General features: G+C 46.4%; 21 protein-coding genes. 12 read left to right on the plus strand and 9 right to left on the minus strand.

What is annotated here, in order from left to right; genetic code table 11:
- Positions 1–19 precede the first annotated feature (19 nt).
- Entirely contained in the window at positions 20–1,501 is a 1,482-nt protein-coding gene (gene putP / locus CEF21_RS03720; RefSeq protein WP_123913426.1) for a sodium/proline symporter PutP, read from the minus strand.
- Between the two features lie 1,450 nt (positions 1,502–2,951).
- Here putP and gatC point away from each other — a divergent pair.
- From gatC to CEF21_RS03745, 5 genes are all read left to right on the plus strand, one after another.
- Positions 2,952–3,242 (plus strand): Asp-tRNA(Asn)/Glu-tRNA(Gln) amidotransferase subunit GatC, encoded by a 291-nt coding sequence (gene gatC / locus CEF21_RS03725; RefSeq protein WP_035407683.1) that lies wholly within the window; start codon positions 2,952–2,954, stop codon positions 3,240–3,242.
- Between the two features lie 15 nt (positions 3,243–3,257).
- Complete coding sequence (gene gatA / locus CEF21_RS03730; protein ID WP_123913427.1) at positions 3,258–4,715, plus strand: Asp-tRNA(Asn)/Glu-tRNA(Gln) amidotransferase subunit GatA; 1,458 nt, start codon at positions 3,258–3,260, stop codon at positions 4,713–4,715.
- A gap of 14 nt (positions 4,716–4,729) precedes the next feature.
- A complete protein-coding gene (gatB, locus tag CEF21_RS03735; RefSeq protein WP_123913428.1) occupies positions 4,730–6,160 on the plus strand; it encodes an Asp-tRNA(Asn)/Glu-tRNA(Gln) amidotransferase subunit GatB in 1,431 nt (476 codons plus the stop codon).
- A gap of 200 nt (positions 6,161–6,360) precedes the next feature.
- On the plus strand, positions 6,361–6,744 hold the full coding sequence (locus CEF21_RS03740; RefSeq protein WP_123913429.1) for a hypothetical protein: 384 nt from the start codon (positions 6,361–6,363) through the stop codon (positions 6,742–6,744).
- A 577-nt stretch (positions 6,745–7,321) separates the two neighbouring features.
- On the plus strand, positions 7,322–7,861 hold the full coding sequence (locus tag CEF21_RS03745; protein ID WP_123913430.1) for a GNAT family N-acetyltransferase: 540 nt from the start codon (positions 7,322–7,324) through the stop codon (positions 7,859–7,861).
- A gap of 358 nt (positions 7,862–8,219) precedes the next feature.
- Here the strand turns inward: CEF21_RS03745 and CEF21_RS03750 are convergent, their stop codons facing one another.
- A complete protein-coding gene (locus CEF21_RS03750; RefSeq protein ID WP_123913431.1) occupies positions 8,220–10,118 on the minus strand; it encodes an endonuclease MutS2 in 1,899 nt (632 codons plus the stop codon).
- Positions 10,119–10,503: 385 nt separating this feature from the next.
- Positions 10,504–11,457: a serine hydrolase domain-containing protein gene (locus tag CEF21_RS03755; RefSeq protein ID WP_164462069.1), complete on the minus strand. Its 954-nt coding sequence runs from the start codon at positions 11,455–11,457 to the stop codon at positions 10,504–10,506.
- A gap of 117 nt (positions 11,458–11,574) precedes the next feature.
- Here CEF21_RS03755 and CEF21_RS03760 point away from each other — a divergent pair, with 117 nt between their 5' ends.
- Together CEF21_RS03760 and CEF21_RS03765 are read left to right on the plus strand one after the other, a co-directional pair.
- Positions 11,575–12,141 (plus strand): sigma-70 family RNA polymerase sigma factor, encoded by a 567-nt coding sequence (locus tag CEF21_RS03760; RefSeq protein ID WP_123913433.1) that lies wholly within the window; start codon positions 11,575–11,577, stop codon positions 12,139–12,141.
- Positions 12,138–13,241, plus strand: coding sequence for a DUF4179 domain-containing protein (locus CEF21_RS03765; RefSeq protein ID WP_123913434.1), 1,104 nt, complete (start codon positions 12,138–12,140; stop codon positions 13,239–13,241). The genes CEF21_RS03760 and CEF21_RS03765 overlap by 4 nt, the downstream gene beginning before the upstream one ends.
- A gap of 88 nt (positions 13,242–13,329) precedes the next feature.
- On the opposite strand, the gene CEF21_RS03770 is transcribed toward CEF21_RS03765, so the two are convergent.
- A complete protein-coding gene (locus CEF21_RS03770) occupies positions 13,330–15,057 on the minus strand; it encodes an ABC transporter ATP-binding protein (RefSeq protein WP_123913435.1) in 1,728 nt (575 codons plus the stop codon).
- Between the two features lie 188 nt (positions 15,058–15,245).
- Here CEF21_RS03770 and CEF21_RS03775 point away from each other — a divergent pair, with 188 nt between their 5' ends.
- Positions 15,246–15,632, plus strand: coding sequence for a hypothetical protein (locus CEF21_RS03775; protein ID WP_123913436.1), 387 nt, complete (start codon positions 15,246–15,248; stop codon positions 15,630–15,632).
- Here CEF21_RS03775 and CEF21_RS03780 read toward each other — a convergent pair.
- The 3 genes from CEF21_RS03780 to CEF21_RS03790 form a co-directional block, all read right to left on the minus strand.
- Positions 15,629–16,969, minus strand: a complete 1,341-nt coding sequence (locus tag CEF21_RS03780) for an amino acid permease (protein ID WP_123913437.1) — start codon at positions 16,967–16,969, stop codon at positions 15,629–15,631. The two genes, CEF21_RS03775 and CEF21_RS03780, sit on opposite strands and share 4 nt — an antisense overlap.
- Positions 16,970–17,009: 40 nt before the next feature.
- Positions 17,010–17,642 (minus strand): LysE family transporter, encoded by a 633-nt coding sequence (locus tag CEF21_RS03785; protein WP_123913438.1) that lies wholly within the window; start codon positions 17,640–17,642, stop codon positions 17,010–17,012.
- Between the two features lie 86 nt (positions 17,643–17,728).
- On the minus strand, positions 17,729–17,974 hold the full coding sequence (locus tag CEF21_RS03790; protein WP_123913439.1) for a hypothetical protein: 246 nt from the start codon (positions 17,972–17,974) through the stop codon (positions 17,729–17,731).
- Positions 17,975–18,093: 119 nt separating this feature from the next.
- Between CEF21_RS03790 and CEF21_RS03795 the strand changes: the two genes are divergently transcribed.
- Together CEF21_RS03795 and CEF21_RS03800 are read left to right on the plus strand one after the other, a co-directional pair.
- Positions 18,094–19,002, plus strand: a complete 909-nt coding sequence (locus CEF21_RS03795; protein WP_123913440.1) for a magnesium transporter CorA family protein — start codon at positions 18,094–18,096, stop codon at positions 19,000–19,002.
- Between the two features lie 109 nt (positions 19,003–19,111).
- Complete coding sequence (locus tag CEF21_RS03800) at positions 19,112–19,843, plus strand: gamma-glutamyl-gamma-aminobutyrate hydrolase family protein (RefSeq protein WP_123913441.1); 732 nt, start codon at positions 19,112–19,114, stop codon at positions 19,841–19,843.
- A 43-nt stretch (positions 19,844–19,886) separates the two neighbouring features.
- On the opposite strand, the gene CEF21_RS03805 is transcribed toward CEF21_RS03800, so the two are convergent.
- A complete protein-coding gene (locus tag CEF21_RS03805) occupies positions 19,887–20,258 on the minus strand; it encodes a DUF5412 domain-containing protein (RefSeq protein WP_123913442.1) in 372 nt (123 codons plus the stop codon).
- Between the two features lie 61 nt (positions 20,259–20,319).
- Positions 20,320–20,748: an NUDIX hydrolase gene (locus CEF21_RS03810; RefSeq protein ID WP_123913443.1), complete on the minus strand. Its 429-nt coding sequence runs from the start codon at positions 20,746–20,748 to the stop codon at positions 20,320–20,322.
- Between the two features lie 86 nt (positions 20,749–20,834).
- On the opposite strand from CEF21_RS03810, the gene CEF21_RS03815 reads away from it, so the two are divergent.
- Together CEF21_RS03815 and CEF21_RS03820 are read left to right on the plus strand one after the other, a co-directional pair.
- Complete coding sequence (locus CEF21_RS03815) at positions 20,835–21,305, plus strand: DUF2306 domain-containing protein (RefSeq protein WP_123919959.1); 471 nt, start codon at positions 20,835–20,837, stop codon at positions 21,303–21,305.
- A 90-nt stretch (positions 21,306–21,395) separates the two neighbouring features.
- Positions 21,396–22,055: a suppressor of fused domain protein gene (locus tag CEF21_RS03820; protein ID WP_123913444.1), complete on the plus strand. Its 660-nt coding sequence runs from the start codon at positions 21,396–21,398 to the stop codon at positions 22,053–22,055.
- The last annotated feature ends 19 nt before the right edge of the window (positions 22,056–22,074 follow it).

The following is a 22,074-nucleotide window of genomic DNA, read 5'->3' on the forward strand; positions in this document are numbered from 1 at the left end:
TTCTTATTTAAACAAACGTTTATTTGGTTTCTCTGGCCAATACCGTTTCCATCTCTTTAAAGTGATTCACTACTTCTTCAGATGGCGGTGCCGTCATCTTGCTGACCACAATAACCGCAATGAGACTCAGGAAGAATCCTGGAATCATTTCATATAAGAAATCGGTCAGGCCAGGTACTGTAAGCCAGATCAGAACGGTAACGGCTCCAGTAATCATACCGGCGAGTGCGCCCCATTTCGTCATGCGTTTCCAGTAGAGGCTCAGCAGGATCGCGGGTCCGAAAGCAGAACCGAATCCGGCCCATGCATTTCCGACAAGATCAAGAATTGTCCCGCTTGGCTTAAGGGAAAGCAGGATTGAAATGACCGCTACAACAAGTACAGCCAGTCTTCCGACCATAACGAGTTCCTTATCGGAAGCGTTGCGTTTAAAGAACGTTTTATAGAAATCCTCTGTCAGCGCGCTGGATGTAACAAGGAGCTGAGAGGAAATGGTACTCATAATCGCTGCTAGAATGGCTGATAGCAGGAATCCGGTAATCAGCGGATGGAATAATACATCTGAAAATTTGATGAAGATGGTTTCCGGATTGCCTAAGTCGATTTGATTGGCTTTTACATAAGCGATTCCGACAAGTCCGGTCATTAAGGCACCAACGATTGAAACAATCATCCAGCTCATTCCGATGCGGCGGGCCGGCTTTAATTCTTTAATGGAATTGATGGCCATAAAGCGGACGATAATATGCGGCTGTCCGAAATAGCCGAGTCCCCATGCAAGGAAACCAATTATTCCAAGTACAGTCGTTCCGCGGAATACATCAAACAGCTTTGGATCAATCGCTTTAACCTGATCAACCGTTGTACCAAGGCCGCCTAAATCAATCAGGGCAACAACAGGCACTAAGATAAGAGCCAGGAACATGATAATTCCCTGTACAAAGTCTGTCAGACTGACTGCAAGGAATCCGCCGAATAGCGTATAGGCAATGACAACACCGGCCGTAATCAGAAGACCGGTCATATAGCTTAATCCAAAGGAAGACTCAAACAGCGTTCCTCCGGAGACCATACCTGCAGAACAGTAAAGCGTAAAGAATATCACGATGACAATTCCAGAAAATAGTCGAAGCATTTTGGATTTGTCGTGAAAACGATTTTCGAAGAAATCCGGGATTGTAATCGAGTTATTCGCAACAATCGTATAAGTTCTAAGGCGCGGAGCAAGAATCAAATAGTTCGCATAGGCTCCGAGTGTTAAACCAATGGCAATCCACATAGCAGCAAGACCCGTAGAATACATTTCTCCCGGCAGTCCCATGAGCATCCATCCGCTCATGTCGGAAGCACCTGCGGAAAGGGCGGTTACAGCAGGACCGAGTCCGCGTCCTCCCAGCATATACCCTTCAACATCACCAGTAGATTGCTTGAAAGCATAAAACCCGATACCGAGCATCATGATGAAGTAGAGAGCTAATGATATATAAACTCCAATTTCCACAATATCTCTCCTATTCTCATTTTATTTTGCTACTAAACAAACCGCTCAATACCCTTCACACGGGATGAACCATCCCTCCGCACGCTGGACTAGCCGTGCGTTTCCGCTATAAGGACAGCGGCCATCCATTTTTTTGTCGTCATTTCATTGGAGCAAGGAAAGTGATCCTGCCCACCCCTCAAAGCGTTCAGCCCTCTTCGCCGGCATTCCGGCTTACCCCCTCCTGAAAATTAGCGCAGATTTGTCATCTGGAGAACCAGACGCTGAGTCAAAACAAAGATGTATGACAAATCAGGGTTACTTTTTACAGGAAGGACAGATCGAAAAAAGGGAAATCGCTGAAGCTTTATCGGTGTGTGAAATGGCGGCGAGCACCGTTCGCAGCTTACGGTTTCTTAACCTAACAAATTTATCCCCGGTCTTCAAGCAGTCTAAACGTGTCGAAAATTGGAAATGGAAGGCATGAGGTGTTCATGCTAAGGATATGGAAGCGGTTACTAGTAAAAATAAAAGTAAAACTATTCAGAAAATAAAAACAGGTGATTCTACCAAAAATTAAGACTGGGGATTTGTTTTGCACTGACCCTCAACAAGGTAACGCAGCGGGGGGCAGAGGAAGAATCGTAAGAAGTGTTGGAGCGCAAAGGCCGGCGAGGGATGGGGACGGAGGTTTAGTACGGTAGCGAAGCGGGGGTCAGTGCAGTGCACTGACCCCCAACAAGGTAACGCAGCGGGGGGCAGAGGAAGAATCGTAAGAAGTGTTGGAGCGCAAGGGCCGGCGAGGAGTGGGGACGGAGGTTTAGTACGGTAGCGAAGCGGGGGTCAGTGCAAACTTTTTATTATCGGTCCACCCAAACATCAGCGGCGGCGCCTGACCCCACTTCCTTCACCGCAGCGGGGGACGTAGGAAGAAACGTATGAAGCCTTATGTATCAACGGGTTACAAAGACGGTGCCGGAGCTTTAGTTCGGCAGCGGACAGCGGGACTGGCACCGTGCCTGACCCCACATTCTTTACAGCAAAAGGGGACAGAGACCGAAGCCGCCCAAACCTTACGTACCAATGGTTCACAAAATCGGTGCCGGAGCTTTCATCCTTTAGCGAACTGCGGGTCAGGCGCCGCCGAGTCGATCTGTCTCTACTGAGCTTTTCCGCCGCCAAGTCGATCTGTCTCTGCTGAGCTTTTCCGCCGGCGAGTCGATCTGTCTCTGGTGAGCTTTTCCGCCGGCGAGCCGATCTGTCTCTACTGAGCTTTTCCGCCGGCGAGCTGATCTGTCTCAGTCTTTGCTTTTCCGCCCCCGAGCATCCTCCTGCCTTCCATCAACCGGCCGTACAGCTTTTGCTCATCCGCCAATCCTTGCCTGCCACTGCAATGCCTTGCTTTATAGCACTAAATTTTGTTATCATCAGAGTATTGTTTGTGCACGATTTTATTGGAGGTGAACAGTTGATGTCACGCATTTCGACTGATCAGGTTAAGCACGTTGCGCACCTTGCCCGTCTTGCGATTACTGAAGAGGAAGCTCAGATGTTTTCCAAGCAGCTTGATGCCATTATTTCATTTGCAGAGCAGCTGAATGAGCTCGATACGGATAACGTTGAGCCGACGACTCACGTATTGGATATGAAAAACGTAATGAGAGAGGACAAGCCGGCTAAAGGTCTTCCGGTTGAGGACGTTGTGAAAAACGCTCCGGACCAGAAAGACGGATACATCCGCGTTCCGACCATTCTTGAATAAGGGAGGGAAACCTAGGTGTCATTATTTGACCATAAGATTTCCGAGTTAAAGCAGCGTTTACATAAAAAAGACATTACCGTTACGGATCTCGTTGACGAGTCCTACAAACGGATTAGCGAAGTAGAAGATAAAGTTCAGGCGTTCATGACGCTTGATGAAGAGCGCGCGCGTTCTTATGCGAAGCAACTGGACGAGGCAGTCGGTACACGCGATGAGTTCGGTCTCCTTTTTGGAATGCCGATCGGCGTAAAGGACAACATCGTCACGAAGGACCTTCGTACAACGTGCTCCAGTAAAATCCTTGAGAATTTCATGCCGATTTACGATGCAACGGTTGTGCAAAAGCTTCAGCAGGCAGAATCCGTTACAATCGGAAAATTGAACATGGATGAGTTCGCGATGGGTTCTTCTACAGAGAACTCCGGGTTCAAGCCGACAAGAAATCCGTGGAATCTTGAAACCGTACCAGGCGGATCAAGCGGCGGTTCGGCTGCATCTGTTGCAGCAGGCGAGGTTCCGTTCTCCCTTGGATCTGATACAGGCGGTTCGATCCGTCAGCCGGCAGCATACTGCGGCGTAGTCGGATTAAAGCCTACGTATGGCCGTGTCTCCCGTTACGGACTTGTGGCATTTGCGTCTTCTCTGGACCAGATCGGCCCGATTACCCGTACCGTTGAAGACAATGCGTATCTTCTTCAGGCAATTGCGGGCGGAGACCAAATGGATACAACCTCTGCAAATGTGGATGTTCCAGACTATGTTTCTTCCTTAACAGGCGATATTAAAGGCCTGAAAATCGCGGTTCCAAAAGAATACCTTGGTGAAGGTGTCAGTGAAGAAGCGAAAAACTCTGTCCTTGAAGCGCTAAAAGTTCTTGAGGCTCAAGGCGCAACATGGGAAGAAGTATCGCTTCCGCATTCCAAATATGCGCTTGCGACTTACTACCTGCTGGCATCATCTGAGGCTTCATCCAACCTTTCCCGCTTTGACGGAATCCGCTACGGATACCGTACAGACAATGCGGAAAACCTGATCGATCTTTACAAGCAGACCCGTGCGGAAGGCTTCGGAAATGAAGTAAAGCGCCGGATCATGCTTGGAACGTTCGCACTGAGCTCCGGCTACTATGATGCGTACTATAAAAAGGCGCAAAAAGTCCGTACGCTCATTAAAAAAGATTTCGAAGATGTTTTTGAAAAGTACGATGTCATTGTTGGGCCGACCACTCCGACTCCTGCTTTCAAAATCGGCGAAAAAACAAACGATCCGCTTACGATGTATGCGAATGATATTTTAACAATTCCGGTTAACCTTGCAGGTGTACCTGGAATTTCCGTCCCTTGCGGATTCTCAAACGGTCTTCCGCTCGGACTTCAAATCATCGGCAAGCACTTTGACGAAAGCACGATTTACCGTGTTGCCCATGTATTTGAGCAGGCGACAGACCATCATAAAGCAAAACCTGAACTGTAAGGGGTGAGAAACGAATGAACTTTGAAACGGTGATTGGACTTGAAGTCCACGTTGAGCTTAAAACGAATTCAAAAATCTTTTCCGCTTCTCCGAACCATTTCGGAGCGGATCCGAATACAAACACGTCCGTGATCGACCTCGGTTACCCGGGCGTCCTTCCGGTGCTGAATAAAGAAGCGGTGAACTTCGCGATGAAGGCTGCGATGGCGCTGAACTGTGAAATCGCAACGGATACGAAGTTTGACCGCAAAAACTATTTTTATCCGGATAACCCGAAAGCTTATCAAATCTCTCAATTTGACAAGCCAATCGGCGAAAACGGCTGGATTGAAATTGAAGTGGGCGGCAAAAAGAAGAAAATCGGGATTACGCGTCTTCACCTTGAAGAGGACGCGGGCAAGCTGAACCATACGGGCGACGGCTTCTCCCTTGTTGACTTCAACCGTCAGGGTACACCGCTTGTCGAGATCGTTTCCGAGCCGGATATCCGTACACCGGAAGAAGCGTATGCGTATCTTGAAAAATTAAAATCCATTATCCAATACACAGGTGTTTCTGACTGTAAAATGGAAGAGGGTTCTCTTCGCTGCGATGCGAACATTTCCCTTCGTCCAGTCGGCCAGGAGCAGTTCGGTACGAAAGCCGAGCTGAAAAACCTAAACTCCTTCAACTTCGTCCGCAAAGGATTGGAGCACGAGGAAAAACGCCAGGCAGAGGTTCTATTGTCCGGCGGGATCATCGAGCAGGAAACACGCCGCTTTGATGAATCCACAGGCAAAACAATCCTCATGCGTGTAAAAGAAGGATCTGACGACTACCGTTACTTCCCGGAACCGGATCTTGTGTCTCTTTACATCGATGAAGAGTGGAAAGAGCGCATCCGTGCGGAAATTCCTGAGCTTCCGGATGAGCGCAAAGCGCGCTATGTATCGGAGCTTGGTCTTCCTGCATACGATGCCATGGTTCTGACTCTTACAAAAGAAATGTCCGATTTCTTTGAAGCTACTGTCAAAACCGGTGCGGATGCAAAACAGGCATCCAACTGGCTGATGGGAGAAGTATCAGCTTACCTGAACTCAGAGAACAAGGAGCTTGAAGACACAGCTCTTACTCCTGAAGGACTGGCAGGCATGATCAAGCTGATCGAAGCAGGAACCATCTCTTCTAAAATCGCGAAAAAAGTCTTTAAAGAGCTGATCGAAAACGGCGGCGACGCAGAGAAGATCGTGAAGGACAAAGGACTTGTCCAAATCTCGGACGAAGGCGCCCTTCGCACATTCGTAAACGATGCGCTTGACGCTAATCCGCAGTCGATCGAAGACTTCAAAAACGGGAAGGACCGCGCAATCGGATTCCTTGTCGGCCAAATCATGAAAGCATCCAAAGGCCAGGCGAACCCGCCAATGGTCAACAAGCTTCTCATGGAAGAAATCAATAAACGATAAGAAACAAGCTTCCGGGGCGTTTGCTCTGGAAGCTTTTTTATGTCGAATCTTGCAGAATCGATCATATATCTGGATATTCGATAATAAATGGGTGAAATTCGATCATATATTCAGATTTTCGATAATAGATGGGACGAAATCGATAATAAACGGTCCGATCCCCCTTTCTGTTGTAAAATATATACAAGGAGGTGTGCAAATTGATCCGATTCCAGCAAAAAATGAGAACGGCCGCTGTCTGCTCGGTATGCGGGGCCTTGTTATTTGTGCTCGCGTTTATCCTAGAAGGTGGACGAGAGGCTGAAAACCCAGGTACGTTAATTGCGGTGCTTATCACTCTCTCCGTCTATGCCTTTATCATTTTTGGCATCATCGGGATCCCGGTTTCATACCTCGTAGATGTCATCACGAATCGCAAAAATCTGAAATTCCTTGTCTACTTCATGGCTGGGGCACTGATTCTTCAGCTCACCCATCTCTTTACGGACAATCAAACCTTACAATCCTCTCTTTTTCTTAGTTTGCTTGGAGGCATTACGGCTGCAGCCTTTTATTTATGCGAGAGGCTTCTTCTGCGCCATTAAAAAACGATCTGGTTGTGTTCTAACGGGTTCGGTTTTCGAGTACAAAAACTTAATTCGCACACTAATTGACAGTCCAATTTGAAACTAATTCGTACTGCTTTTTTTTGTTGAATATTAAGGTTTTCTGTGACATTGTGGGTGTTTTAGCACCCGAATTCACACCACTTTTAGCAGAGTGATTAAAATTCTCGACAGTATGCTAATTACTATGCGAATTGGTGTGTAAAAAGATTGTAAGTGGGTTTTTGGATATTTAGAGGAGCTTATTTAACAAACGTAGCAGGATTGTTGAACTTGAACCAACTGAAGACCACGCCTCTTATAGATATGAGAAAGAACCTGTTCAACATAAAATTTATGAAGTCTTAGCATATGAAGTTGCTTCTCTTTTATCTAAAGTTGAAGAGTGGTGGAATTCGGATAAAACAGCTCGTATTATTAAGAAAAAGACCAAACAACAAGGTGACATAAATTTTGATTGAACATCTATCCCGTTATTAAGCTATCGGGTACGTTTCTGCATAAAAAGTTGTGCTTTTTATTAATATAATTGTAGCTGAACATTGGAGGTGTATTGATGAAAATAAGAATAGTTACTAAAGAAGAATATAGTTTTATTGAAGACTTTGTATATGAGATATTCAAAAATACCAATTATTCGGACGGAGTAGCTGAAAAAGCTTTAGTAAGAGAAATCCGAGAAAAACCCTATTACATTCCCAGGCTTGATTTAGTTGTTGAGGAAAGAGGTGCAATTATAGGACACTTTATCCTTTCAAAACTTCCAATTAGTAATAAGTATGAAAATGAGATATTGATGTTATCACCAGTTTCAGTAGCAATTAATCATCAACGTCAGGGTGTAGGTAAGTATATGTTGGAGGAAGGAATTAAATTGGCTGCTAAAATGGGATATAAGGGAATAATTGTTGAAGGGGATTATCGTTACTATGAACGCTTTGGATTTAGAACATCAACGGAATTCGGAATATATGCATCCAAGAAAAATCTTCCACCTTCTGAGGAGAATTTGATGGCTATGGAGTTGTGTGAAAATGGCATGGAAAATATTTCAGGTGAAGTGGATTATTCAATTTATGATGCCTTGAGACATTAACAGGTAAGTACGCATGTTACTCTTTAATTATAGTATCCTTTGAACTAAAGGATGTTTTCTTTCAATAATGATCTTCCGCAATCGGGTGCTAATCTTCAACAAAGTAATACGGTAAAAAAGCTCGAGCGTAATGACTCCGAGCTTTTTTGTGTACTAATTTTACCGCTAAAAGGTCTGCTAATTCAACTGCGAATTACACTGATAATTAGAATTTTGCACTTCAAAACCAAACCCGTTATTTGTGTTCGGATCATTTTTCTTTTTATAAAGTATAGGTTAAATACCGCACCATTCATGTTGAGCTCCCATTTTATTTCCTCGTTCTCCACAGATTATAAGGGGAATTTCGAACTGACCTCTAGTCACTTTTCTTAATTTCTTTATAAATTTTCCGCAGTGCCTTTTTCGATCCCCGTTCGATATCGTGCCGCAGCTTTCTTGTCTGATAATCGGTGAAAAGCTGTTCCAAATCGTAGCCATCCGGATATAATTCGGCTGCTTTTAATTTTGGCGTAAGCTTCTTGTCGTTGATTTCGAGCATCTCCCCCTTATAGAAGACCGTTACATTACGGAATTTGTCCCGCTCTTTGTAAACAATCGCGGTGTCCTCGTAGTCAAGAAGCGTTACCTTGTCTCCCTTTTGATAATCAGCGGTTTGTGCAGGCGGTACTTTGTCAGCTTTCGGCTTTCTGACTTTGTTTGCATCCACTCTTTCCAGACGATATGCTTTGTTATCCATATAGGCTTCCGCTCTTTCAAGGACAGCGCTTCTCATGTTCATTTTCCTGGAGATCCAAAGGGCGTTGCTGTCCCCGGATTTTCCAATAATCAGCCGATAGGCAGGCTCAAGTGTTTCCTGATCAAACTGCATCGCGGCATTCATGAAGTCGGGATGCAATTCTGAGAAACGCTTGATCTCTCCGTAATGGGTAGTTGCAACCGTCATGCAGCCCATGTGATAAAATTCCTCCAAAATCGATATAGCAAGGGCGGCACCTTCGTTTGGTTCCGTTCCGCTCCCAATTTCATCGAACAGGAGGAGGGTATGATTAGTTGCTGCACTCATAATCTCCGATAGATTTTTCATATGCGAGGAGAAGGTGCTCAATGCATTTTCGATACTCTGGTTATCACCGATATCCGCAAAGATCTGATTAAATACAGAAATTTCTGTGCCTTTATCGGCCGGGATGTGAAAACCTGACATAACGGCAAGCGTGAGAAGTCCGATCGTTTTCAGAACGATGGTTTTTCCTCCGGCATTCGGCCCCGTGATTACAAGGCTGCGGTACTCGTTCCCGATCTCAAAATCAAGCGGCACAGCTTTTCCCGTCAGCAGCGGGTGACGGCACTGAACAAGTCTGATATGGCCCGTATCATTCAGCGCCGGTTCAATTCCCTGGATATGCTGGCTGTACTTTGCCTTTGCAAACACCATGTCGTACTGGCTGATCAGCTCCATGTTGATATGAATCCCGTGAAGGTTTTCGGATATGATGCCAATGAGGGTGGCAAGGATCTGATACTCCTCCACAGATTCCTCGGCTTTCAGCATTTCAAGCTCCCCGTTTAGCTTCCCCGCACCGGGTGGCTCCATGAAAACCGTCGAGCCCGTTGATGAAGCCTCTACTATGGAACCGGATACCTGATTTTTAAAAGATGCCTTGATGGGAATAGTGAACCGGTCATTTTTCCGGGTTATAAAGAAGTCTTGGATATATTTCTTGTTTTCACTGCTGTTCATAAATTTTGTCAGCAGCGCTTTTATTTTTTCTTCCTTTATCTCAATCTGTCCTCGAATTCGCCGCAGCACCCTGCTTGCTGAGGAATCCACAATTCCGTCTTTAATCGCCGTGTTGATTTCATCTTCTGCATCCATGTATTCAGACATGGATTGGGCGTAGGAGGCGAGAACAGGGGCAAAAAATTCGCGCTCAAGCATAAACCGCTTCAATTTCCGGCAGCCCCTTAGAAAATCGGAAAGACTGACTAATTCTCCGGGATTCAAAATCATGCCTTTTTGAGCATTCTGGAGGATTCCTTCAATGTTCGTTACGCCGGAGAATGGAACGTGTCCATCAGCATTTAAAATGGCCCGGGCCTCAGACGTTTCGTTTAAACGGTTTTTTACTGCTTTAAGGCTGGAAACGGGCTCCAGCTTATCCAGCAGATTTTTTCCGAGGCCGCTGACGCAATGGGATTTAATCATGTCCTTTAGCTTGCTGTACTGTAATTTATCAAATGTGTGTGTGTTCATTTTCATAGCTCCTCATTGTGATTTTTACCATCCATAATGAAGATACCTTGCTTCAGATTTCATGAACGTGCCGATTTTTAAACACAAAAAAAGCTGCAGAGATACCGCAGCTTTCCTTTTATAAGAAATAGACAAATAAAACGGCATCGATCCAGCCGGTTTGTCTGCTTTTTAAAAGGTGTAGGTATCTTCATAGGTTCGAAATGAATCCATAGCAAAATAAACGGCCTAAACCCGCATTTTTCATCAGATTCATTTCATTAAATTCGCCTAATTAGAACCTATACACACTCACAAAAGCACCCTCTTGTTTTATTTGGCTTCGTTCATTGCATCTGAAATACGATTTCATTTTATTCTATGAATTGAAAATAGTAAAGCCTTCTCAATTAACCATCCCGGCTGCCAAATCACCAAATGTCCTGACATCATCCATATAATCGAAATTCCGGTTCTGCCATGCTTGATTCAGCATTCTTACCGCAACGGCATTATACTCCGGCATGACAAGGCAAATGCAGCCCGTTATGCCGAGGAGCTGATAGGAGCCTTTTGGGACGTTGGGGCCGATTTCGTTCTTTGGAAAATCCTCTTCCTTCACCCACCAGAAGTATCCGTGCTTCGGCAATTGAGGCAATTCCGTAAATTGCACCGAAGTCATTTCATTGAAAGCATCTGGAGTTAATATTCCGGCATTTTTTCCTCTTGCAAGAAATAATTCTCCCCATTTAGCGAGATCTCTTGTGCTGCAATACAGGTTGCTGTCTACGCCGCTGTCATCCAGGTGCCGGGAAGGGTCCGATAGAAAATTTACAACTAAATTTTCCTCAGACTTTTCCCAGCCGCTCTCGGAAAATCCTGCTTTTTGAAACACCTGCTCGTTCAGTATCAGGGCCACGGTCTTTCCTGAGACGGTTTGAAGAAGGCTGATCAGCAAATTCACTCCGGCATTGTTATAAAACCAGTTTTCACCAGGAGGAAACATGCGGATCCAGTTTCCATCCTTTTCTGCGAGGCCATGTGTATGAGTAAGAACATGGCGGATGGTTATTCCTTCAATGACGGGAATTTCAGGAAAATAAGCGTAAAGATCCTCATCCAGCCCCCGGATTTTCCCCTCTGCGATCATGCAGGCAAGTGCAAAGCCGATATAGGATTTCCGTATGGATGCAATGTTGAACCTGGAGTCTTCCTGTACCTTCTGTGCACCGTATTCTCGGCTATGAGTCCCTGTATAGGATTCATAAACCGTCTTTCCGTCTTGAAGAATCAGGCAGGATAGCGCGGTTGCACCGGTTTCGTCATAAACTTTTACATTATGCTTTTCAATTGAATTCAAGTCTTCCACCCCCATTTTATTATAATAGAAATAAATTGAAAAAAATGAGAGATTCATCGATTACCATCGTTATATATAGTGTAAAAGCTTTTACAAAAAAATAAGGGGATTCATCAAATGAAGTGTAACGAGTCAAATTTTATAAAGCGCCTGCAGCGCAAAGATGAACAGGCATTGGAGTATATCGTTGATCAGTATTTGCCTCTTATAAAAGGGATTGTGGCGAAGGTTCTGACTCCGGTCAGGAACAGCGGGTTAATGGAGGAGTGCATCAATGATGTTTTTCTTTCCGTTTGGGATCACTCGAAGAAATTTCAAGGGGACCATACGGATTTCAGGAAATGGATTTGTTCAGTGGCTAAGTTTAAAGCGATTGACTACTACCGGAAAGCGAGCAAAAAACCAGAATACTCAGCTGAATATGTGGATGTGGGAACGGGCCGGTCTGCAGAAGACGAATGGATCAATTCAGAGGAAAGAACGGAAATCATTCAGTTGATGAATACTCTGGAATCGGTGGATCGGGAAATTTTCATGATGAAGTTTTTTATGGGATGTAAAACTGAGGATATTTCCAAGAAGCTTGGTTTAACCAAAACGGCAATCGATAACCGGATATACCGGGGGAAAAGGAAACTCCATGGCAAAGCGGCAAATCTGAGATTGGGAGAGAACGGTCTATGAAGGATATTTATGAGTTATTAAATGGCATGGATTTCGATGAGTCTGAATTTGAACCGATGGAAGTCAGTGAAGTTGAGAATGAAAAAGTCAAACGAGCATTGAAAAAATCCATTAAGCAAAAGAACAGGAGCAGCTGGAAGAAGGGAGCGGCAGCGGCTGCCATCTTCGCTTGCCTGTCAGCGGGAATGGTTGGAATGACGTTTCCTGCCTATGCAAGCAGTATTCCGGTTGTAGGAGACCTTTTTAAGTTTTTGGATACCGGAAAAACGGGGATGTACGATCACTATAAGGAATTCTCGACCGGACTGAATCTGACGGAAGAAAGCAGCGGGATTAAAGTAACCATTCAGGATGCGGTCTACGACGGGAAAACCGTCTCGATGACTTATGTCATTGAGAGTGATAAAAAGCTTGCTGAAAATCTTCTGATTGGTGGTTCTCCTGAAATAAAGGGCTCTCAAGCTAGTGCAGGCAGTTCGCAGATCACCAAGGTAGATGATCATCACTATGTGGGTCTATTCAAGTCTACCAATCTAAATCAAATGGATGCGGATCAGGTAAACATGGAATGGAAGATAAACTCGCTTTCCCTTCCTGATAGTCATACCAAGATAAAAGGTGATTGGAATTTTGCCTTTTCGTTAAATGCGGCGGAACAAAAGGAAGAGGTTTTCAATCTTAGTGCCAAGAAAGGCGGCGTTCAGGTCAGCATAACGAAAATCTCCCAAACCCCTATGTCCTTCAGCATCTTATATATTCAAAAAGCGGATGAAAAAATTCGGGATCAATGGGATGATATGATGGTTGAATTGGACGTAAAAGACAACTTAGGAAACAGCTATTCCGGGGAAGGGAATGGGGGATCCGGAAAGGATGCCTATTCGATTAGCTCGAGCAGCACCTTTGAAAAGCTTGATCCTAAAGCAACGGAGCTGATTGTCACCCCGCATGTGCAGCTCAGAAAGCACACTCCTGAAAATCATGGGGAAGCGGTCATTACTGAAGATGGGGAAAAGAGAGAAATTCCAGTTAAACAAAAGCCAGGGAAGGTCAAGGAAGAGATCGTGCTGGATGCTATGGTCATACCTTTAAGAGACTGATCAATAGAAAAAAGAGCGGACTGCATCTGTCCGCTCTTATACTTAAAGAGGCAGGGTAACGTTCCTGCCTCTTTTCTTTGTAAGATATCTATTGCACCCCCTGCAGCCTGGCATATGCACCATTTTTGGCCATCAGCTCCTGGTGCGTACCTTCTTCAGCAATCCCGTTATCCTTCAGCACGATAATCCGTTCAGCATTCCGGATTGTCGACAGCCTATGGGCAATGACGAGGGTGGTGCGGTCTTTGGCGAGCCGTTCGAGTGAGTCTTTGACTACCTTTTCGCTTTCGTTGTCCAGGGCGCTTGTCGCTTCGTCAAAAATGACGATCGGCGGGTTTTTCAGGAAGACGCGGGCGATGCTGAGCCGCTGCTTCTGGCCGCCGGAAAGCCTTACACCGCGCTGGCCGATGTCGGTGTCATAGCCTCTTGGCAGCTTCATGATGAACTCATGGGCGTGGGCGTTTTTAGCGGCTTGGATGATTTCTTCATCTGACGCATCCCGGTTTCCGTAGCGAATGTTCTCAAGGACCGTTCCGGCAAACAGATACACATCCTGCTGAACGATGCCGATATTTTTCCTTAGTGATGACAGGGTGATATCCTGAATGCTGATCCCGTCAATCGTAATTTCCCCTTGCTGAATGTTGTAGAAGCGGGGAATGAGCGAACAGATCGTTGTTTTTCCGGCACCCGACGGACCAACGAGTGCGGCATATTCTCCGGCTTCGATCTTGAGCGAAAGATGATTTACCACATTTGGCTGATCGTCCCCGTAGCGGAAGCAGACATTCCGAAATTCGATTTTCCCGCTGGCGTGCTTAAGTTCAATGGCGTCAGGAGAATCTTTAATATCCGGCTCAATCTCCATCATCTCTACAAACCGTTCAAAGCCTGTCATCCCTTCCTGATAGAGAACGGCCACATTGATCATCCTCTGAATCGGCTCAATCAGGAAGCCGACATACAGTAAGAACGTAATCAAATCGGCAAGATCCAATGAGGAATGAACAATCGCTGCTCCTCCTGCCACAATGACGGTGATGCTGATCAGCTGAATAAATACTTCAAATCCATTGGAAAACCAGGCTTCGTATTTGTAGCCGGCTTTTCTGCTTTCGAGGAAGCGGCTGTTTTCGTATTCGAATTTTTCTTTTTCCAGCTCTTCATTTGTATACGATTGGACGACCCGGATGCCGGCAAGATTATCCTCAACCTGTGCGTTAATGTCACTGATCCGGACTTTGTTTCGTTTTAAAGCAGCATTCACTTTCTTGTTAAAATATATCGCAAATGCAGCCATGAAGGGCAGGAAGGCGAAGATGGCCATGGTCAATGGAACGTTGATGGTCAGCAGGATGATAAAGGTTCCGATAAACTTTACAGAGTATTTCAGTAAGTCCTCCGGTCCGTGGTGATACAATTCGGATAGCCAGAAGAGATCGTTTGTCATCCGTGACATCAGCTGCCCGGTTTTTTGACTGTCATAAAAAGGAAAGGAGAGACTCTGGTAATGGCTGAAGAGCTCGCTGCGCAGGTCGCTCTCCATCAGTGCTCCCATCCGGTGCCCGTGATAGTCCATCACAAAGTTGAATCCCATTTGAAAGACAGCGAGGACGAGCATCGCCGCTCCAGTCAGCAGAATCTGATTGAGAGCATGCTCATCCACCCCTTCCAGAACATCCTTCGTGATGTACCGGGTGAGCAGCGGATAAACAAGGGAAATCCCAGATCCGAGAATGGAACAGGCCATTACGGCAGCAAACAAACGCCTGTAAGGCTTATAGTAAGAAAGGAATTTTTTCAATCGGTTAGTCAATTCATTTACCCCTCTGTCGTGCAGATTTCACGGAGCTGCACAGGCCAGGGGAACGAGCGGTACGTTACTTGCTGCCCCCTTTATGTGCGTGTGATGTTCCGGCCAATAAGAAGTTTTTCATTCGAATTCCTCCTAAAGTTTGTTAAGTAAAGTATACTGGATTTGGCGATTAATTCCAGGGGGTTTTTATGAAGATTTTTATTAGAAAGGTTATAACCGCTGCTGTTTCTGCGTTCATTTTCTCCATCGGGCTGCAGGCTTTTATTATGATAAATGCCCATTTAAGGGGTTTTCCCCCACCGGATGGGGCGGTGTTTTTTTTCCTGTATTCTTTCGGATTTTACGTGCTGACAGGAATTCCTGTTTCGGTGATGATCGATTTTTTGACGAAAGAAATGAGCAGCCGCTCAGCTGCCGCAGGTACCCGGATGACTCTTTATTTCCTTACTGGCGGGGCGGTCCTGAATCTGTTTTTTCGTTTTCATATTGGGGGATTTGTGATGGGCGGATGCGCGGCTTTATTATTTTTAGCAGTGGAATCCATCATAAAAAAGAGGAGAAGCATCTCCTCTTAGCATCCTGACTCACTTTGTTTCCACTTCTTTTTCATCACAAGGCACATCACACCGATGATGGCTGCGAACAGCAGGCTCAGGAAAAATCCGGAGCGGCCGGTTTTCTCCAAAAGGGTTCCCGCTATTGCGGCAGCGAGCAACAGGATACCGGCGACAGCGATCACTTTTTCCATGATGGCGAGCTTTAAGATTTTCAGAGACGAGAGGATAATGAAGCTCCAGTTATACAGCAGCATGATTCCGGCTGCCGTTGTGATGTATTCGTAGATTTTGCCGGGCAATATCAGGGCTGCGAGGATAGAGAGCAGCATACCGGCGGTGGCAAGGCCAAGTGACGGAAGGGCGAGCTTCCGTTTGCCTTTTGTTGTTTTGGCGAAAAATTTCGGCGCATCCCCGCCTTCCCCCAGTGTGACGAGCAGAGTCGTGACGCCGAACAGGGCGGCAGTGAGGGTGGAGAAGCCGGCAATAATGATGGCCGCATTGAAGACGTGCGGGAAAAAGGATAGATCGTACCCGCTGAGAGCCGTGACAAACGGGCTCTCTTTCTCGTTAAAGGCACCGATGGACGTCATGCTGACAGCAAGGGCGAGGGAGGCGATATAAATCGCCGTCAGCAAAATCAGCATGACGGAGCCTGCTTTCGGGGCGTCTTCCTTTTTCTCCAATTGCATCGCCATCAGTCCGATGACTTCAATTCCACCAAAAGCATAAAATGCATAAATGAGGGACGAGCCGAAGCCCTTCCAACCGTCACGGAAAAGCTGATCCTGTCCGAGCGGGAGGGACGGCTTCTGCGCCTCGCCGGGGATCCAGCCGGCAATAGCGGCAATAGCAAGAATAATAAACATGACAATCGCTGCCACCTTGGCAATGGCCATGATGTTTTCGAGACGGTCGAAGCCTTTTGTTCCGGCAAGAACGACAAGTATGGAAAGCACCGCGTACCCGGATGCGAACAGCCAGAGCGGCACATGGGGAAACCAGAATTTCGAAAGTATCGCAAGCGCCGTGAGCTGGCTGCCCATAATCAGGATGTTCGACATCCAGTAATTCCACCCGCAGCTAAACCCGGCCCAGCGTCCGAACGCTTTTCCCGAGTAGTAGCAAAACGAGCCCTTCTGCGGATCTTTGGCAGTCATTTTAGCAAGCAGTCTGTAAACGATATAGGTACCGAGCGCCGCAAGCAGGAACGAGATAATGATGGACGCTCCCGTAACTTTGATTCCAATGCTCGACCCGAGAAAATAGCCCGTCCCGATTGTGCAGCCAATTCCGATCAGCGACAGCTGCCACCACTTTAATTGTTCTTCCTTTTGATTTTTCTCCGTCACGGTCACTCCCCCAGTCTAGCCTTTATTTTTTCCGGGGGAGCTGATTTTATGTGTGATAGAAAAAAAGACGGAACGCTTCGTAACCAAAATACAAACCGAACCCGACAAGAGACAGGCCGGATAGACAGGAGATGACCTGCAGGGTCCGGCTGTTCAAAAATCCGCGTGCGAAGCTTGATGCTCCGGCCATGCAGACATCCCAAATAAGCAATCCGAGAAGGATTGAGCCGCTGTAAAAAAGCAGTTCTGTCTTTTCGTACATGGAGGCGGTTTTAGCGAGAACCGATCCGTAAATCCCGACCCAGAACATAATCGTCAGGGGGTTTGTCAGCGACATCATAAAGCCCGTCAAGTAAGATTTGGCTAGCGAATGCGAAAGCTCCTTCCTCAGTTCCAGACTTTTGCTTGCCTGAAGCAGGCTTTCAATGCCGGTATAGGTTAAAACGAAGAAGCCGAACAGCCAGACAAACGCTTTAACAATCGGAATTTCGATAAATTGGACGAGCCCCATAAAAACCGCAAGCATATAGAGAATATCAGCCGTAATCGATCCGAGGCCAATCAGCCAGGAATGGAAGAATCCGCGGTTAAATCCCCGTTCGATTTGTGCCGCATTGATTGGGCCGATGGGTGCTGCAAGAGAAATCCCGAGCAGGATATGACTAATAAAAGTATTCATTCGTCCTCTCCTTGTATGTTTTCTCTATATGTATTCCGGGGCTGTCCAAATATCCCAAAAATGAAGAAAAGCTATAACCATTCCGGTTATAGCGGACTTTGATCTTCAAGTGATTCCAGTGTTTCGTGCAGATGGATGGCCTGTTCCGCTGCAAGGTCGAGGTGATGCCGCTCTTCCGGATCAAGCTCCGCGTTTTGATGTTTCTCGATTTGCTCCTTAGCGAGCTGCAGCTTTTGAAGCGCATGCTGAAATTCCTGTGATCCCGGGTTTCCCTGGGCGTCCGTGACTGCTTTTTCCGCATGGTGAAGGGCATGCAAGGCATCTTCGATCATCGTCATTCCTCCTTTTTCCTCTAGCTTTCACCTGTGGGAAACCAACTATTCCGTTCCGCTGTTTACGTGGAAAATTTTTCGGCTATATAATACGAAACAGCGTAACAGGGGGGAAGTTCATGGGGGACAGCAGGGAGTATGTAAATTGGAAGTGGCTTTCTCTGGATTCATTTGACGACGAGCTTTTAGGGACACTTGACTATGCGGATCAATGGAAAAGCCTCATCCAGTACGGCCATGAAAATCAAATGCACGTACAGGCACTGAAGCTGGATGGGGAAGTTGTGTACGGTTCTCTCGTCTACAGTGATGAGGGCGAGGATGTTCAAAAAATACTCCGCTATTACATAAACAAACATCAGTTAGTAACGATTGGACTGGATACCCGGTCGCTGAAGCGGGTGAATGAACGGGACCTGCAACAGAAGCTTCAGGAATCAGAGCAGGCGCCGGAAGGTTTTTTCGTGCTTTTGCACGGATTGGCGAAGCATTACCTGGACGGGATTGATGAGTTTGAACAAAAGATGGAGAAGGTCCTGAAGGAAGTGCAGCGCAACAATAAATCGAATATCCTCAACAAAATCTATGATCTGCGGCATTCTCTCCTGTTCTGGAAAAGTCTGCTCCTGAAGGTCGTGGAAGTGAAAAAAGGAATCGAGGAAGCGTTCTTAGGTGAAACGGATTCGTGGACGGAGTATAAACGGATCGATAAGCAGCTGGAGAGGGCGATGTCGCTTCTGAAGGAATACCAGGAGGAAATTGACACCATTATCCGCCTTGAGGAAGTCATCTCCACGAACAATGGAAATGAAATTATGAAATCCCTCACCATCATTACGATCCTGTTTACCCCATTAACCGCATGGAGTGCGCTGTGGGGAATGAATTTCGAAAAAATGCCCGAGCTGAAATGGGAACTTGGCTACCCGCTCGCCATTCTCATTATTGTGGCTACAACGATTTTCATCTATTGGTATATGAACTCAAAAGGGTATATGAAGGATTTATTGAAGCGGAGGAAGGAATGAGTCTGGCCCGATTGAGGGCTTTTTTTATACGGGGAAATGGCTAAAGCACACGTGTAGACAAAATTTAATTAGGGTAAGGAAAGGGTATACGGGAAAAAAGGAGACGGAAATGATGGGACGCAAACCGATTATAGGAATTACAGGATCACAGAAAGAAGTGAACGGCATTGATCATTCCTTCGTGCATGCCAAATATCCGGAAGCGGTCTTGAGAGCGGGCGGCATTCCGGTTATTCTGCCGCTTGGAAATGAAGAAGCGGCAAAGGCCTGGGTGGATACGATTGATGGATTGCTGTTAAGCGGTGGAGAGGATGTCGATCCCCAATCATATGGAGCGAACCCGCATCCTGAGCTCGGCAAAGTGATTTTGGAACGGGATGAAACAGAAATTGCCCTCGTGAAGGAAGCGGAAAAGCAGCGGACGCCGATTTTCGCCATCTGCCGCGGAATCGCTTCGTTAAATGTGGCTCTCGGAGGCACGCTTACCCAGGACATTCACAGTCAGCTCAAAGACGGGATCAAACATCATCAGGAAGGCTCCCGCATTAACGCTACCCATGAGTGTGTGGTGGAAGAGGGAAGCCGGCTGCACAGCATTCTTGGGGAAACAAGGGTGAGCATCAACAGTATGCATCACCAGGCACTCGACAAAGTCGCCGCTAACCTGAAAGTGACAGCCAAAGCACCGGACGGCGTCATCGAAGCGGTAGAAGGCACAGACTCAGACTGGTCGCTCCTGGCCGTTCAGTGGCACCCGGAAGAAATGGCCGTGAAATACGAAAGCATGCAGCGGCTGTTTCATGCGTTTGTGGAAGAGTGCTCGGCGAAAGAAAAGGTGTAAACAGAAAAAAGCGGAACTCGCGTTATAAGGAGTTCCGCTTTTTTCAGTCATTTCTAAAATCATAGGTCTCATATGGTACATTGAGAATTCGGCCGTTGATTTGGACTGTATCGCTGTCGATCCATTTCATGCTTGCGGTTTCTTCCCGGTAATTCCAGTAAATATTTTTAGGCTTTCGATTCCCTTTGTTAAAATTCAGTTCTCCGCGTACGGCATAGCTTGTGGTCGCTCCCCCGTCTGATACATATGCTTTAAGTGTATAGGTGCCATCGGGTGACTGTGCCTCTTCAATCAGCTCTCCTTTTGGCAAACGGCTCATATCAAAAAAAGCCCAGTAAACTCCGCAGCTAATAAGCCCGACTAGCAGGAATAAAACAATCGTAATCTTCTTCAACCCTTTTTCCCTCCAGATCATCTAACGGCGGAAATGACACATCGATGGTGCCCGCAATGACACGCCCAGCAATCGTCAGCTGTCATTCATTCTCCCATTCTCTTAATTCAAAAACCCCGTGCTTTTCAAAATCCTCTAAGATGGCAGCGGGCATTTTACGCTTCGCCTGTTCCTTTGATGCCCATAAGTAATGAGCATGCTCCGGAGAAAGGGTGACGTCCTGTTCCTGCGTACGGCACAGGTATGTAAGGAGGACGACTTGTCTGGATGGATCGGTTTGGAAGGAGGATGCGTAGAGGATGTTCTCTACTTGAACCGTTATTCCGGTTTCCTCCCTGATCTCCCTTACAAGTGCCGCTTCTAATTCTTCACCGAAATCTATCTTGCCCCCTGGACATTCCCAGCTGCCTGCACCGGTTTCATCCTGTGCAGAACGCTGAACCATCAGGATCTTCCCTTCGTTTACGATGACTCCTTTTACGGCTGCGACCGTTCTTTCTGCTGCATTCATAGAAAAATCCCCTAACCTAATATTGTTAATAATTAACATTTTACAATAAAAAGCTGGTAAAATAATAGGGAATTGGGGGGACCATGATGTTTTCTGGAATTTTAATGATTCATATCGCAGCTGGATTCATCTGTTTGGTAACCGGCCTCGGTGCCATGCTGTCGCCGAAAAGAAACGGAAAGCACAGCTGGTTTGGTGAGGTGTACCACGGATCGTTCGTGGTGATTTTTCTAAGCTCCATAACGATGGCAGTCCTGCACTGGGAGGAAAGTGCGTACTTGTTTTACATCGGATTCTTTTCCTATTCCTTTGCCGTCATCGGGTACGCGGCGGTGAAAAAGAAATGGAAAAACTGGCTGCGATACCATATCAGCGGGATGCTCGGATCCTACATCGCAGTCATAACGGCAGTTTTAGTCGTGAACGCACCGAAAATCGCATTCCTTCAGTCCATTCCGGCTCTTTGGATCTGGTTTATCCCGACGATAATCGGCAGTCCGCTTATTGCCCTCACAAATGTTAAATACCGCACGAAGAAACCGTCAGCGGCCGGCTGATGGGTTTTTCTATTGGCCTCTTTTGCGTAGAGAACAATGAGTTTTATCGGGAATACAATCAGGCTTGCGGTCAAAGAGAGGGGATATCGAATGAAATTAGAGGAGTATAGAAGAAAAGCAGCGGAGGCAGAGGATTGGGCTCCGGGCTGGTTAGCCGTTGATGAGGTGTTCGACACCCTTTATCCGAACCAGGAACCGGCACATTTTGCGACAGATCTTCATAAACGGGCCATTCTCGGCGGGGACCAATATTTGGATGGCTATAGCATCTATCAATCTCCAAACGGCTACAAGCATATATTGACCTACGGGATGACAGAGCTTTACGCAAATGAAGAAGCGTTCGGAGGCGAATACAGCCGCTGGGGGTATGAAATGACCATCAAGCTGTACGAAGAGTCGAGCGAAGAATGCATGTGGGCAATTGATCTGCTCTCCAACCTTGCCCGCTATACCTTTACTCAAAAAAGATACTTTGAACCTTTTCAGTATATCGGAGGGAACGTGACCTCCATCCATATTGGGGAAGAATCAGCCATAACGGGCCTTCTCGTCGTTCCTGATACGGAAGCAGGAGGGGTAGACTCGGTCCACGGCCGGGTGGATTTTCTCCAACTGACAGGAATTACGCAAAGAGAATTGGACGTGCTGATCGAAGACCGCTCACAAGCGGAAAGCCTGATGGAGAGGATGAAAAAAGACAATCCTCATTTAGTGACAGACATGAAACGGACCCAGTCTTATTTGTGAGAACGGGTACACTGGATCG

The organism is Bacillus sp. FJAT-42376 (assembly GCF_003816055.1).
Taxonomy (GTDB): Bacteria; Bacillota; Bacilli; order Bacillales; family Bacillaceae; genus Metabacillus_B.

Coding starts and splice junctions, on each gene's coding strand:
- gatC (WP_035407683.1), top strand. CDS start 2,952: ATGTCACGCATTTCGACTGATCAGGTTAAGCACGTTGCGCACCTTGCC.
- gatB (WP_123913428.1), top strand. CDS start 4,730: ATGAACTTTGAAACGGTGATTGGACTTGAAGTCCACGTTGAGCTTAAA.
- CEF21_RS03745 (WP_123913430.1), top strand. CDS start 7,322: ATGAAAATAAGAATAGTTACTAAAGAAGAATATAGTTTTATTGAAGAC.
- CEF21_RS03750 (WP_123913431.1), bottom strand. CDS start 10,118: ATGAACACACACACATTTGATAAATTACAGTACAGCAAGCTAAAGGAC.
- CEF21_RS03760 (WP_123913433.1), top strand. CDS start 11,575: ATGAAGTGTAACGAGTCAAATTTTATAAAGCGCCTGCAGCGCAAAGAT.
- CEF21_RS03765 (WP_123913434.1), top strand. CDS start 12,138: ATGAAGGATATTTATGAGTTATTAAATGGCATGGATTTCGATGAGTCT.
- CEF21_RS03775 (WP_123913436.1), top strand. CDS start 15,246: ATGAAGATTTTTATTAGAAAGGTTATAACCGCTGCTGTTTCTGCGTTC.
- CEF21_RS03785 (WP_123913438.1), bottom strand. CDS start 17,642: ATGAATACTTTTATTAGTCATATCCTGCTCGGGATTTCTCTTGCAGCA.
- CEF21_RS03790 (WP_123913439.1), bottom strand. CDS start 17,974: ATGATCGAAGATGCCTTGCATGCCCTTCACCATGCGGAAAAAGCAGTC.
- CEF21_RS03795 (WP_123913440.1), top strand. CDS start 18,094: ATGGGGGACAGCAGGGAGTATGTAAATTGGAAGTGGCTTTCTCTGGAT.
- CEF21_RS03800 (WP_123913441.1), top strand. CDS start 19,112: ATGATGGGACGCAAACCGATTATAGGAATTACAGGATCACAGAAAGAA.
- CEF21_RS03805 (WP_123913442.1), bottom strand. CDS start 20,258: ATGATCTGGAGGGAAAAAGGGTTGAAGAAGATTACGATTGTTTTATTC.
- CEF21_RS03810 (WP_123913443.1), bottom strand. CDS start 20,748: ATGAATGCAGCAGAAAGAACGGTCGCAGCCGTAAAAGGAGTCATCGTA.
- CEF21_RS03815 (WP_123919959.1), top strand. CDS start 20,835: ATGTTTTCTGGAATTTTAATGATTCATATCGCAGCTGGATTCATCTGT.
- CEF21_RS03820 (WP_123913444.1), top strand. CDS start 21,396: ATGAAATTAGAGGAGTATAGAAGAAAAGCAGCGGAGGCAGAGGATTGG.